Origin of the sequence: Hymenobacter armeniacus, assembly GCF_014699055.1 — a bacterium.
GTDB classification, from domain to species: Bacteria; Bacteroidota; Bacteroidia; order Cytophagales; family Hymenobacteraceae; genus Hymenobacter; species Hymenobacter armeniacus.
In genome coordinates this window covers 169573-182492 of the sequence record NZ_JACXAC010000006.1, presented here as the reverse complement: position 1 = coordinate 182492, position 12920 = coordinate 169573, and the positions used below count along the sequence as shown (strand labels likewise).

Here is a 12920-nt window from a genome sequence, read left to right as displayed (position 1 = left end):
GAGGGCGCCGGAGTTGCGAATGAGTGAAGGGAAACAGTGCCACGAAGGTAACGGCCGCGGCATTGAACTGCCCGCTTCGGCGTATTGGCTGGCCGCCAGAATGCTGTAGAGACGCGTATTCGCACCTCGTGGCTACCCAACGTCGCCCCGCGCGGACGGCGAGACGCGAATACGCGTCTCTACTCCGTTGGCTCGTCGGGTGCTGCTGCGGCAGCCGTGGGTTGGTGCTCCTTGGCCGCCAGCGCATCGGCTTGCAGGGCGGCAAAATACTGCAGGCCAGCGCGATTGGGCGCGGTGCCGGGGCGCTCGGGGCGGCGGGCGCGTCCTTCCTCTTCGGGCCGGGGCGGGCGCAGGGCCTGAATGGCCTCCAGCGTAAAGGCGTCCTCTACCCGATACTCGCCGATGCGGGTGCGCACCAGGCGCGTGAGGTGGGCGCCGCAGCCCAGCGCCAGGCCAAAGTCGCGCGCCAGGCTGCGCACGTAGGTGCCCTTGGAGCACACAATGCGGAAATCAACCTCGGGCAAGGCAATGCGCGTCAGTTCGAAGGCTTTGATTTCGACAGTTTTCGACTTGATTTCGGCTTCCAGACCCTGGCGGGCAATTTCGTAGGCGCGCTTGCCATCGATTTTCACGGCCGAAAACAGCGGCGGCGTTTGCTGAATAAGGCCGAGAAAAGGCAGCACCGCGGCCCGAATCTGCTCCTCGGTGAGGTGGGCGTAGGGACGGGCCATGTCCACGGCCGTTTCTAGGTCGAAGCTGGGCGTGGTTTCGCCCAGGCGAAAGGTGCCGGTGTATTCCTTCTCCTGCGCCTGAATGAGGTCGATTTCTTTGGTTTTCTTGCCCGTGCAGAGAATGAGCAGGCCGGTGGCCAGGGGGTCGAGGGTGCCGGCGTGGCCAATTTTCTTAATGCGCAGGGCATTTTTCACCTTGCGCACCACGTCGAATGAGGTCCACGTCAGGGGCTTGTCCAGTAGCAGGACTTCGCCCGTTTCAAAATCAAAATCGGCCAGGGTTTTGGTACTCATAGCACGTTCAGGGGAAGGTTCAGGGCCAGCATAATCAACAAGATACCGCCCGCAATGATGCGGTAGATGCCAAAGGCCCGGAAGCCATAGCGCGCCACAAAGCCCACAAACAGCCGGATGGCCAGCAGCGCCACCACAAAGGCCACCACGTTGCCCAGCGCCAGCATTTTCAGCTCCGTGCCCGAAAACAGGTGCGCCACGTCGATGCCCTGCGCCTTGGCTTCCTTATAGTAGTCGTACACGTCCTTCACCGCCGCGGCGGCCATGGTGGGCATGGCCAGGAAAAACGCAAACTCGGCGGCTGCCCGCCGCGTGAGCTTCTGGGTGAGGCCGCCGATGATGGTGGCCGCCGAGCGGCTGGTGCCCGGCACCACGGCCAGACATTGGAACAAGCCAATCATCAGCGCTTCCTTGAAGCTGGGGTTTGTGACCGGGTGGCCGCCCTGGTTGGGGTCTTCCTGCGGAAACCAGCGGTCGATGAACAGCAGCACCACGCCGCCAACAACGAGCATCACGGCCACCGTCGTTACCGATTCGAGCAGCGCGTCGATGTGTTTTTTGAACAGCAGGCCCACCAGCACAATGGGCAGAAATGCCACCAACAGCTTCAGATAGAAATCGATGCTTTGGAAAAAGCGTTTCCAATACACCACAAACACCGACAGAATAGCCCCCAGCTGAATGACCACCAGATACAGCTTGAAAAACGGCGTGGCCGGAATGCCGAGCAGCGCCGAAGCAATAATCATGTGCCCGGTGCTGGAAACGGGCAAAAACTCAGTCAGGCCCTCCACAATGGCGAGGAGCAGCGCGTGCCAATAGGTCATCTTTTAGTGCTTAGCGGTTAATGATTAGTGGTTAATGGCCGGACAGTCAATCACTAACCACTGAACACGAATCACTAGATTACAGGCGCTTGTAAGCCGGCGCGGCCGGCGCAGCGGGAGCAGTGCCAATTTCCTGGGTGAGACCGGGCACTGAGGTAGGAGCGGGCGGAGCGGGAGCCACCACCAGTGTTTTGTCGCGCACCAGAATGGCGGCGAACTCGATGCCGAAGCCGGCCACGAGCAGCAACGGCCCCAGCGTGATGCCTACAAAGTCTTCGCCGTAATTATCCTTGTCGCCAAACATCATGGTGATGAAACCGGCGGCCAGCACGGCCAGGCCAATCCACATCAGGCGGAAGTTGCGGGGCCCGAAGGCGAAGTGCGGAGCGGGTTTGGTGGGTTGCATAAGTTAGGTATTAGTTGTTGGTTGTCAGTTGTTAGGTTTTCAGGTTTCGCGTCTTTTTTTGGACTTACAACTAACTGACAACCAGCAACGGACAACTAAAAATTAGTACAGGTCGTCGAGCGACATGCTGAGGTATTTGTGCACGGCGCGAGCCGAGCTGAAAAAGCCGATGACCACGCCCAGCACGATGACGCCCAGCAGCAGCAGGCCGAGGTTCACATCGTCGCGCAGCAAGCGCAGCTCAGTCACCGATAGGTAGGCGTATTGCAGCAGCGCAATGAGAATAAGCGCCGCCAGCACGCCGCTGGCCAGGCCTTGCCAGGTAGCGCGCCGCAAAAACGGCTGCTGGATAAAGAGGCGCGTGGCGCCCACCAGTTGCATGGACCGGATGAGAAACCGCTGCGAAAACAGCGCCAGCTTGATGGTGTTGTTAATCAGAATGACCACCACCAGCACCAGCACCGCCGCAAAGCCCAATAGCACCAGGCTGATGCGGGTCAGGTTGTTGTTGATGCTGGCAAACAGGTCCTGCGGGTACTGCACCTCAAACACGCCACGCTGGGTGGCCACGCTGCGCTCCAGCTGGCGCAGGTGCATGGTGTCGGTGTATTCGGGCTTGATTTTGAGGGCGTAAGCGTCGCGCAGCGGGTTGTCGCCGAGGAATTGGCGGAAGTCTTCGCCCGTGCTTTGCAGCAGCTGGCGGGCGCCTTCTTCCTTGCTCACGAAGCGGATTTGGGGCTTGCCGTCGCGCTCGGCCACGAAGGGCAGCTGGCCCAGGTCCTGCTGCAGGCGCAGCAGCTCGGTTTCGGGCAGGTCACGGTCGAGGTACACCTGCACTTCCAGGTTTTCGCGCACCACTTCCGAGAGCTTGTGCGCGTGCACCAGCAGCAGGCCAAACAAGCCAATGACGACCAGCGCCAGCGTGATGCTGAACACCACGAGCAGGGTGGGGTAGGAGCCTAATTTTTTCTTGTGAACTTGAGGCATGGAAAAACAAAGGTAGAAAGCTGCCGGCCGCCATACGCACGCAGTGCCGGCGATGACGAAGAAAATTGCCGCTTTGCTGGCGTCGGCTACAGGTTGGTGCGCGGGTCTTCGTCCACGTTCAGCACTTCCCGGCCTTCGCGGGCTTTCTGGGTCTGACGCTCCTTTTTCCTGGGGTTTTTCCGCGTAAACAGCTCGCTGAACGTGTTGAACTGCTCGGTGTGCAGCAGCGACAGGCCCGCCCGCGGCTGGTTGATGGTTTCCAAGTCGCGCGGGGTGGTTTCGTAGCGCAGCTTGGTGCGGAACTTGCCGTCGGGCCGCAGGTAGTACTCCAGGCTCAGGTCGCCGAGCAGCGAGGCTTGGCCGGCGGTGTTGCTGCCGGTATTGGGCAGGCCCACAATGTTGGCGTTGCTGGTGAAACCGCCTTCGCGGGTCACGCGCAGGCGGCCGTTGAGGAAGGAATAGCTCAGGCGTACCTGCAGCGCCTGCAGCTGCTCGGCCGTGATGCCGTTGATGTTGAAGTCGATTTCGAGGTTCTGGTCAATCTGCGAAGTGAGCAGGCCCAGCTGCGTGCTCAGCACCTGGCCCAAGCTGTTGAACACGGTATTATCCTGCCCGCGAAACGAGATGGTGCTGCCCAGCGACGACCCCAGCGGCGACAGCTGCTTGAACACCAGCAAGCTGAATACCTGGCGGTTGAGCTCCTGCTCGTCGTTGCGCAGCAGGGTCACAAAATTGGTAAGCAGGGCCTGCAGCGCGCCCGGCGCGTCGTTGAACTCCATGTTGAGCTTAATGGCCGGCAGCAGCAGCGGGCCGTTCAAGTTCATCACGGCCGTCACCGGCACCACGGCCGAGCCGCCTTGCTGGGCGTTGCCAATCACGGGGGCCAGCGAGGTGCGCTGCGTGTAGGTGGCCGTGATGTTCATCTCGCCGGCCAGCGGGTCGCCGTTCCAGGAAATGATGCCACCGGGACGCACCACAAACTCCTTGTTTACAAGGCCCTGCAGCGTGAAATTGTAGGCTCCGCGCACGATTTCAACCTGCCCGAACATGTTGAACTCGCCGCGCGTGTCGATGGCCATGCGCAGCTGCCCCGCCGCCGAACCCCGAATGACGTCGCCGGTGCTTTCGTCGAGCAGGATTTCGAGGTAGGCGTCGGGCGTCACGGTCAGGTTCATGTTCAGCGTGATGCCCGACAGGTCGACTTTGGCCTGCTGGGCCGCCACTAGGTTGGCCTTGCGCAGCAACACGGTGTCGCCGGCGGGGTTGTTGTTCACAAACTTGATGTAGCTGGCCTTCTCCGCGCTGGCGGCCTTGTCGAAGGGCAGCGAGAGGCGGGTGCCGGCCTCGCTGGTGGCGCGCACCACCACGTTCAGGTCGTTGGTTGGCCCCGTCACGCGGGCCGTGCCGGTGGCGTAGGCCGTGCCGAAGTACAGGTCGTTGTCTTTACGCGTGGTGTTGAGCACCTGCATCTTGCGGAAGCTGGCCGCAATGTCGAGGCTCATGTCCTTGAAGCCGTGGTGGCTCACAATGCCGTCCACGGTGCCGGTGTTGCCCAGGGCGTCGCGCAGCTTGATGTTGCGGAAGCTGATGCTGGTGGTGGTGAAGGAAATGCGGTCGGCAAAGGTGTAGGTGGTGCCCAGGTAGCCGAACGTGAAGCGGCCGTTGCTCACGTCCACCGCGCCCAGCAGGTTGGGCGAGCCAAACAGGCCGGTGAGGCGCAGCTCGCCGCGGCCCGTGCCGCCCAGGTTTTTCATGATGGAGCCCAGAAAGGGTTGGGCCAGCACAATGGGCGCGTCGTTGAGGGTGCCGGTGAGGTTGAACTGGTTCTTGTCGTCGCGCGGGGCGATGTCGCCCAGCACCGTGAGCACCGACTGGCCGGCGCGGGCCACGTCGAGGTTCACGCGCAGCTTGCTGGCCGTGTTGTCCCAGTCGCTGCGGCCGGCTACTTGCCCAATGAGCGTGCCGTCGTAGGTCAGCGAGTCCACGCCCAGCGTGCTGCTGATGGTGAGCGGGCCGTACACGCCGCTCACGGTGCCCTGCGCGTTCACGCGGCCGCCCAGCCGCTGGCCGGTGAGGGTGTTCAGCGTGGCCAGCTCAAAGTCCTTCACCTGCAGTTGCAGGGGCGGCTTGTCGGCTTGGGGCGAAATAAAGCCCTGCGCGCCCACAAACTGCTCGCCGTTGCTGAAGGTCAGGTTCTTCACGTCGTATTCGCGGCCGTAGTCTGAGATGGTCACTGAGTTATCGGCCGCAATGGTCCAGTCCTTGTCGAGCAGGTGAATGGCCGACTGCCGGAAAATCACCTCCACCGCCCGCGGCAGGAAACCCATCGAGCCGTTGATGGTGGCCTTGTTGGTGGTGCCCGTCTGGGCCAGCGAGGTCGAAAAGTTAATGCGCTGCTGGTCCCACACGCCTTCCACGATGAACTTCTCGGTCTTGCCCAGGCCCGGCAGCACCTGCCGGTCGCTGGTCACGCTGGCCTGGGCCAGAATGTCGGCCTTGTACGGCAGCTTGGAGGTGAGAAAGTCGAAGTCGTTGTTCACCGTCTGCACCGGCCCGTAGCTCAGGCTGTCCAGGTGGCCGCCCAGCTGGAAAATCGACGTTTCGCCGTTGCGGAACGAGCCGTCAATGCGGCTGCCGTTGGCTACCCGCAGCTCGGGCACAAACAGCGCCAGCACCGGGTTGGGCTTCTTCAGGTTCAGGCGCAGGTCAATTTTGTACACCGGCAATTCGCGCTGGCGCTTGCGGCGGTAGTAGTCGGCCGTGGCCGCGGCGTTGCTCTCAAAGTTGAGGCGGTACTCGGTGAGCAGCGTTTGCACGTCGCGCACCACGTCGGAGGTGTTGAAGGCGCCGGCCACGCTGGCGTCAATGGCTTCGGAGCGCAGCGTCACGCGGCGCTGGTTCAGGCGGTTGCGGGTGCTCACCACGTCGAGGGTGTCGAGGCTCAGGCGCTGTTTGCCCAGCGAGAAGCGCGACTTGCGCAGGTAGGCGTGCCCAATCAGCGAATCGAGCTGCACGCCTCGGAATTTCACGTCGGCCGTCGTGGAGATGACCAGCGGCTGGCTCATCAGCCCCAGCGCCCGCAGGTCGGCCCGCTCGATTTTGGCCTTGATGTCCACGTCCTGGTGCTCGCGGTCGAGGTCGATGTGGCCGTCGCCCACCAGCTTCACGTTGGGGTCGTTGGCCGTGATGTGGCCGCTGAAGGACTGCTGGTGGAAGTCGCCGTTGAGCGACAGGTTGCGGTAGCGGTAGCCGTTCAGCCAGATGGCCGGGATGGACAGCGAGGCCTGCCCCCGCGCAAACGGCGGCACGAAGCCCACGCCGGCCACGCGCCCGTTCAGCGTCACGTCCCGAATGACCGACTCGTCGCCCAAAAACTTGCCCAGTTGGAAGGCATTGCTGCGCACCGTGCCGGAATACGCCGCGTGCGTGAGGTCGGTTTTGGTTTTCAGGTTGACGTCGGTGGCCACAAAGCCCAGCGCCGTGTCGAAGGAGGCATTGGCCACGAAGTCGTTGTAGAACCCCAGCACCTGGCCTTGCAGCTTCACCCGGCCCAGGGGCTGCACAAACTTGTTGGCCGCGGCGGGCAGCCAGTGCTTCAGGTCGCTGGCCAGCACCACCGAGGGCAGCAGGCGCAGGTCGACGAAGCTTTCCTTGTAATTGGGCAGGCCGTCGGCGTGGGCGCGCTTGGCCACAATGTGCGTGCCCTGGCCGTAGCGCACGTCGAGGTTGTTCACCTTGAAATCGCGCACGTAGCCCGAGGCATCGCCTGACAGCGCCACCGACTCGTGTAGCTCCGAAAGCTGCGGGGCAAACTTGGCGATGTCGTCCGAGTACACCACCGAATTGCGCAGGCGCGCAATGGTCTTCATCGAGTCGTTGTAGTCGGTGAAGTTGGTGAACACCCGGAACTCAAACCGCACGTAATCTTTAATCTGGCTGCGGCCCACGCGCAAACTCAGGTTCTTGAACTCCCAGAAGTGCGGCCCATACGTCATGTCGGCCGTAATTTCGCGCAGCTGCGACTGCGAGGGCGTTTCCACCGCGTGCAGGTGGCTGATGCGCAGGCCCAGCGTGTCGCCCAGCCGGATGTTGGACACGTCGGCGTAGATGCTGTCGACCAGCAGGTGGTCGTAGTCGATGCTCTGGCCGTAGGTCTTGGCCCGCGGCACGTCGCCTTTCTCAATGGCAAAGTGCCCGTTGCGCAGCGCCACGCTGCCCACTTGAAAATCGAACGGCTTCGATTTTGTGGTGTCCGTGGAGGGGCCAATCAAGCGCTTCACCGACGTGATGAATTGGTCCAGGGTCGTCGAATCGGGCTGGCCGGGCAGGTTGCGCAGCACGAAGCGCGGCTCGTTTAGCGTGAGGGTAGCAATGTGCAGGTGCCGCGGGTCGAACACCGAAAACAGGGAAATATCGGCGTCGGCCCGCCCGATGCCGAACAGTTCGCCGCCGCGCCGGTCTTGCACGCGCACGCCGTCGAGCAGCACGCGCGAGAACGGCCGCACGTCCACCTTGCCAATGGTCACGGTTTGGCCCAGCTTCTGGGTGAGCACCTCGGCGGCCTCGTGGGCCAGCCGGGTTTGCACGCTGGGCATCCGCAGCGCCAGCAGCACTCCCACCACGGCCAACACCACCAACAGCCCCAGGCCCAGCAGTATTTTCAGCAGAAAGGTGAAGAAACGACGCACCGGAGCAGAACAGTTGAACGCGAAAAACGCGGGTGAATCCGCAAAGTTGCGGTTTTTTGGCCGGTTGCGCCAACCGGCAAGGCACTCAGCCAATTATCAGGCCAATGGAACGACCCCGGCCGAGCCGCGGTTCGCCGCTTTCGGGCCAATTCCAGTCCGTAACGCGAACTTTGCCTTTTCAATCCCGCCGCCCGGACGTACGCCGCCCAAAAATCGACCTGCGCGGCAAATCCATCGACGGCGGCTGCCTGTTGTGATAACCGCGGGCGCTGCCTCGCAGCTTGCCCCCAATGCCTCGGCCTTTGCCCGCCGGAACCATTCATTACCAAACATTCATCGCCTTGCCTGAGCATCCCATCATCCTCGCCATTGAGTCTTCCTGCGACGACACCGGCGCGGCCGTTTTGGCCGGCGGCCAGCTGCTGAGCAACGTCGTGGCCACCCAGAAAGTCCACGAGCAATACGGCGGCGTGGTGCCCGAGCTGGCCTCGCGCGCCCACCAGCAGCACATGCTGCCCGTCGTCACGGCGGCCCTCAAGCAGGCCGGCCTCACCAAAGCCGACCTCGACGCCGTGGCCGTCACGCAGGGGCCCGGCCTGCTCGGCTCCCTGTTGGTAGGGGGGATGTTTGCCAAAACCCTGGCGCTGGCGCTCGATAAGCCGCTGCTGGCCGTGAACCACATGCGGGCCCACATTCTGGCCCACTTCATCCGCGACCCCAAGCCCGCGTTTCCCTTCCTCTGCCTCACCGTGAGCGGCGGCCACACGCAGCTGGTGGTGGTAAAATCGGCGATGGAGATGGACGTCATCGGCCAAACCATCGACGACGCCGCCGGCGAAGCCTTCGACAAAACCGCCAAGTTGCTCGGCCTGCCCTATCCCGGCGGCCCGCACCTCGACAAGCTGGCCCGCCAGGGCAACCCCGAGCGGTTTACGTTTCCGGTGGGCGCCATGCCGGGCTACGATTTTTCCTTCAGCGGCCTGAAAACGGCGGTGCTGTATTTCCTGAAAAAAGAAACCGCCGCCAACCCCGACTTCGTGCCGGAAAACCTGGCCGACCTCTGCGCCAGCATTCAGCACACCATTGTGGCCACGCTGCTGCGCCAGCTCCGCCGCGCCGCCGCCGATACGGGCCTCACGCAAGTGGCCCTGGCCGGCGGCGTGGCCGCCAACTCCGGCCTGCGCACCGCCCTGGAAGCCGAAGCCGCCGCCCAAGGCTGGCAGGTGTTCATCCCGGAGTTTCAGTTTTGCACCGACAACGCCGCCATGGTGGCCATGACGGCGCATTTCCAGTACGAGGCCGGCGACTTTGCCACCCAGCTCACCAGCCCCGACCCGCGCCTGAAACTGAAATAGCGCCCCCGCCATGCACAATCCTTTTGGCCCGGGCGCTGTGAAAACCCACCGCTACACCGTGCGGCCCCAAGACTTTGCCGATTTTGGCGAGGCCACGGGCGGCCTGGTGCATGCGGTGCTCGGCACGTTTGCGCTGAGCCGCGAGATGGAATGGGCCGCCCGTTTGTTTGTGTTGGAAATGAAGGACGCCGACGAAGAAGGCATTGGCACGGCCCTCGCCATTCGGCACCACGCCCCGGCCTTCGCCGGCGAAACCCTCGTCCTGACGGCTACCTTTGACGCCCTCGACGGCGCAACTTTGCGCTGTGCCGTAGAAGCCCGGGTGGGGGCCCGCCTCGTGGCCACCGGCCACACCGAGCAGCGCATTGTGGCGCGCGCCCGGCTCGCGGCTCGTTTTGCTTCCTTGCAAGCCGATGCGGCCGCCACCGCCCAATCAGAACCGAACCTGTAACATGGCCAAAGACGACAAACCAGTCATTATCAATATCAAAAACCGCCGCGCCAGCCACGAATACACCTTTCTGGCCAAGTACGACGCGGGCGTGATGCTGCAAGGCACCGAGATAAAAAGCATTCGCGAAGGCAACGTGAACCTGACCGATGGCTACTGCACCTTCGACCACAAAGGCGACCTCTGGATTCATTCCATCCGCATTGCACCCTATTCTTTGGGCACCTACAACAACCACGACGCCATGCGCGCCCGCAAGCTCCTGCTCAACAAGCGCGAGCTGAAGCAGCTGGCCGGCAAAAGCGTGGACCAGGGCCTGACCATCATCCCCCTGCGCCTGTTCGTGACGGACCGCGGCTTTGCCAAAATCGAAATCGCCCTGGCCCAGGGCAAAAAGCTCTTCGACAAGCGCAACGACCTCAAGGAGAAAGCCCAAAAGCGCGACATGGAGCGCCTGTAATCAATGGATGAATGAGCAAATAGGCGAATGAGTGAATGCTCTGCTGCCGTTCTTTGCATTCATCCCTTCACTTCTCTAGTCATTTCCCCATTGAATCCCGGCATCTGCGCCCTGAGCGCCGTCCCCGTTCGCGCCGAGCCCAACGACCGGGCCGAACTCGTTACCCAGCTGCTGTTTGGCGAGTGTTACCAGATTCTGGTCACGCAGGAAAGCTGGCTGCAAATCCAGTTGGCCGCCGACGACTACGTGGGCTGGATTGATTTCAAACAGCACACGGCCGTGTCGCCCGAGTACTACGCTGCCTGGTGCGCCCAAGACCACCCTCGCGCCCTCGACGTGGTGCAGGCCGTGAGCGACGCCACTACCAAAATTCCGCTCACGCTGGGCTGCCGGCTGCCGTTTTTCGACGGCATGAACGTGCGCATCGGCGACCGCAACTACTTCTTCAACGGCACGGCCACCAACCCCGCCGCCGCGCCCGACCACGCCCGCCAAGCCGCCCTGCTCCGCAAAACGGCCCTCATGTACCTGAAGGCGCCCTACGTGTGGGGCGGCAAAAGCGTCTTCGGCCTCGACTGCTCGGGCCTGTGCCAGCAGCTCTACGGCCTGGTGGGCATTCAGCTCCCGCGCGATGCCCGCCAGCAGATTGACCACGGCCGGCAAGTGCACTTCGTGACGCAGGCCCGCCCCGGCGACCTTGCCTTTTTCGACAACGCCGAGGGCCGCATCGTGCACGTGGGCATGGTGCTCGACGAAGGCCAGATTCTGCACGCCCACGGCGAAGTCCGCATCGACCCGCTCGACCACAACGGCATCTTCAACCGCGACCGACAGCGCTACTCGCACAAGCTGCGGCTGATTAAGCGCCTGCTGCCGGAGTAGGAGGGGCGCCATACGACAGAAAAGAACGTCGTGCTGCGCGCAGCATGACGTTTTTTTCATGCTTTCGTGTAGCACTGAACTTAACCCATTTCCGCTTGTTTATCTGCTTGGAAACCGCTAGCTTTCGGCGGGTTATCCGAGCCCCAAGCGTGTATGGACCAAAAAGTGTTAGTGCTGAATGGCGACTATACCGCCATTACCCTGTGCAGCGTGCAGAAGGCGTTTGTGCTCTTGTTTCTCGATAAGGCGGAGATGGTGGCCAAGTCGGACCACGGCACCCTGCGCACTATTTCCCAGTCGTTTCCGAAGCCCAGCATCATTCGCTTGCAGCGCTACGTGCGCGTGCCCTACAAAGGCATTGCCCTCAGCCGCCACAACATCTTCAAGCGCGACCATTTCGAGTGCCAATACTGCGGCTCGACCAAAAACCTGACGCTCGACCACGTGGTGCCGCGCTCCCGCGGCGGAGAATCTTCGTGGACCAACCTGCTCACGGCCTGCGCCCGCTGCAACCACGCCAAAGGCCACCACACGCCCAACGAGGCCGGTTTGACCATTCGGCAGCAGCCCAAAAAGCCCACCTTGGCCGGTTTCCTCAAGCTCTCGGCGGGCACCATCGACCAAACCTGGCACGCGTACCTGAATTAAGTTCGGCCGTATAGGGTTAGGAAGGGGTACCTTTGACCACAACCCCACCTAAACCTGCCTATGGCCCTGCCCAAGTTCGCTGCAACCCGCTCGTTTCACACCGAGCTCAAAACCCGTATCAATCACTATTTCGAGGAATCGGGGCAGCGGATGACTGGTGACTTTAGCCTCATCTTCAAGGGCGTGCTGCTCGTGAGCGTGATGGCCGCCCTCTACGTGCACTTGGTGTTCTTCACGCCCGCCTGGGGCTGGGCGTTGCTGGAATGCGCCCTGCTGGGCTGCGTCATCGCCGCCATTGGCTTCAACGTGATGCACGACGGTGCCCACGGCAGCTTTTCGCGCTTTGCTTGGGTGAACAAGCTGGCCGCCTACACGCTGGGCGTGCTCGGCGGCAGCCCCTACATGTGGAACTCCAAGCACAACCTCATTCACCACACCTACACCAACATCGAGGGCCACGACGACGACATCAACATCCAGCCCTGGATGCGCATGACGCCCGACCAGCCCAAGCACGCGCTGCACCGCTACCAGCACTTCTATTTCTGGGCCCTCTACTGCATGCTCTACACGTCCTGGATTTTCGCCATGGACTACCAGAAGTACTTCTCCCGCCAAATCGGCGCCATCGGCCTCAAGCCCATGAACACCGGCGAGCACGTCAGCTTTTGGGGCTTCAAGGTCCTGAACCTGCTGCTTTATGTGGCCCTGCCCATTTACATGGTGGGTTTCCTGCCCTGGCTGGCCGGTTTCATGCTGAGCACCGCCGTGGCCGGCCTGGTCCTGAGCATGGTGTTCCAGCTAGCCCACACCGTGGAAGACGCCGCTTTCCCGGTGCCACACGCCACCACCCACAAGCTGGAAGACGAGTGGGCCATTCACCAAGTGCGCACTACCGCCAACTTTGCCACCGATAACAAAGTGGTCAGCTGGCTGGTCGGCGGCCTCAACTTCCAGATTGAGCACCACCTGTTCCCCAAGATTTCGCACGTGCATTACCCCGCCATCAGCAAGATTGTGCAGCAGGTATGTTCCGAGTTTGACATAACGTATAACAACTACGCCCGCACCCGCACCGCCGTGGTTTCGCACGTCATGTTCCTGCGCCAGATGGGCCGCGCTGCGTAGTACGCTCATCAAGCACGAAATAAAAAGCCCTGGCGCATCTGCGCCGGGGCTTTTTGTTGCCTT

Annotated in this window: 11 protein-coding genes; 6 read left to right on the top strand and 5 right to left on the bottom strand. The window is 62.3% G+C overall.

The window, feature by feature from the left end:
• Nucleotides 1-179: 179 nt before the first annotated feature.
• The 5 genes from truB to IC234_RS22220 form a co-directional block, all read right to left on the bottom strand.
• Nucleotides 180-1025 carry a tRNA pseudouridine(55) synthase TruB gene (gene truB / locus IC234_RS18215; protein WP_190927419.1) on the bottom strand — a complete coding sequence of 282 codons (846 nt, stop codon included), beginning with the start codon at nt 1023-1025 and terminating at the stop codon, nt 180-182.
• Entirely contained in the window at nt 1022-1852 is an 831-nt protein-coding gene (locus IC234_RS18210) for an undecaprenyl-diphosphate phosphatase (protein WP_190927417.1), read from the bottom strand. Before IC234_RS18210 ends, truB begins: the two co-directional genes overlap by 4 nt.
• Nucleotides 1853-1931: 79 nt before the next feature.
• Entirely contained in the window at nt 1932-2258 is a 327-nt protein-coding gene (locus IC234_RS18205) for a DUF3098 domain-containing protein (protein WP_190927415.1), read from the bottom strand.
• 102 nt (nt 2259-2360) lie between these two features.
• The gene (locus IC234_RS18200; protein ID WP_190927413.1) at nt 2361-3245 is read right to left on the bottom strand and encodes a cell division protein FtsX; all 885 of its coding nucleotides are present in this window, start codon (nt 3243-3245) and stop codon (nt 2361-2363) included.
• An 86-nt stretch (nt 3246-3331) separates the two neighbouring features.
• On the bottom strand, nt 3332-7933 hold the full coding sequence (locus IC234_RS22220; protein ID WP_190927411.1) for a translocation/assembly module TamB domain-containing protein: 4602 nt from the start codon (nt 7931-7933) through the stop codon (nt 3332-3334).
• Between the two features lie 341 nt (nt 7934-8274).
• On the opposite strand from IC234_RS22220, the gene tsaD reads away from it, so the two are divergent.
• The 6 genes from tsaD to IC234_RS18165 all read left to right on the top strand — a co-directional run bounded on the left by tsaD (nt 8275) and on the right by IC234_RS18165 (nt 12857).
• Nucleotides 8275-9288 (top strand): tRNA (adenosine(37)-N6)-threonylcarbamoyltransferase complex transferase subunit TsaD, encoded by a 1014-nt coding sequence (gene tsaD / locus IC234_RS18190; protein WP_223827769.1) that lies wholly within the window; start codon nt 8275-8277, stop codon nt 9286-9288.
• Nucleotides 9289-9298: 10 nt separating this feature from the next.
• On the top strand, nt 9299-9739 hold the full coding sequence (locus IC234_RS18185; protein WP_190927407.1) for a thioesterase family protein: 441 nt from the start codon (nt 9299-9301) through the stop codon (nt 9737-9739).
• 1 nt (nt 9740) lies between these two features.
• Nucleotides 9741-10199, top strand: coding sequence for an SsrA-binding protein SmpB (smpB, locus tag IC234_RS18180; protein ID WP_190927405.1), 459 nt, complete (start codon nt 9741-9743; stop codon nt 10197-10199).
• 90 nt (nt 10200-10289) lie between these two features.
• The gene (locus IC234_RS18175; RefSeq protein WP_223827768.1) at nt 10290-11081 is read left to right on the top strand and encodes a C40 family peptidase; all 792 of its coding nucleotides are present in this window, start codon (nt 10290-10292) and stop codon (nt 11079-11081) included.
• Nucleotides 11082-11234: 153 nt separating this feature from the next.
• The gene (locus IC234_RS18170; RefSeq protein WP_190927401.1) at nt 11235-11729 is read left to right on the top strand and encodes an HNH endonuclease; all 495 of its coding nucleotides are present in this window, start codon (nt 11235-11237) and stop codon (nt 11727-11729) included.
• Nucleotides 11730-11789: 60 nt separating this feature from the next.
• Nucleotides 11790-12857 (top strand): fatty acid desaturase family protein, encoded by a 1068-nt coding sequence (locus IC234_RS18165; protein ID WP_190927398.1) that lies wholly within the window; start codon nt 11790-11792, stop codon nt 12855-12857.
• The last annotated feature ends 63 nt before the right edge of the window (nt 12858-12920 follow it).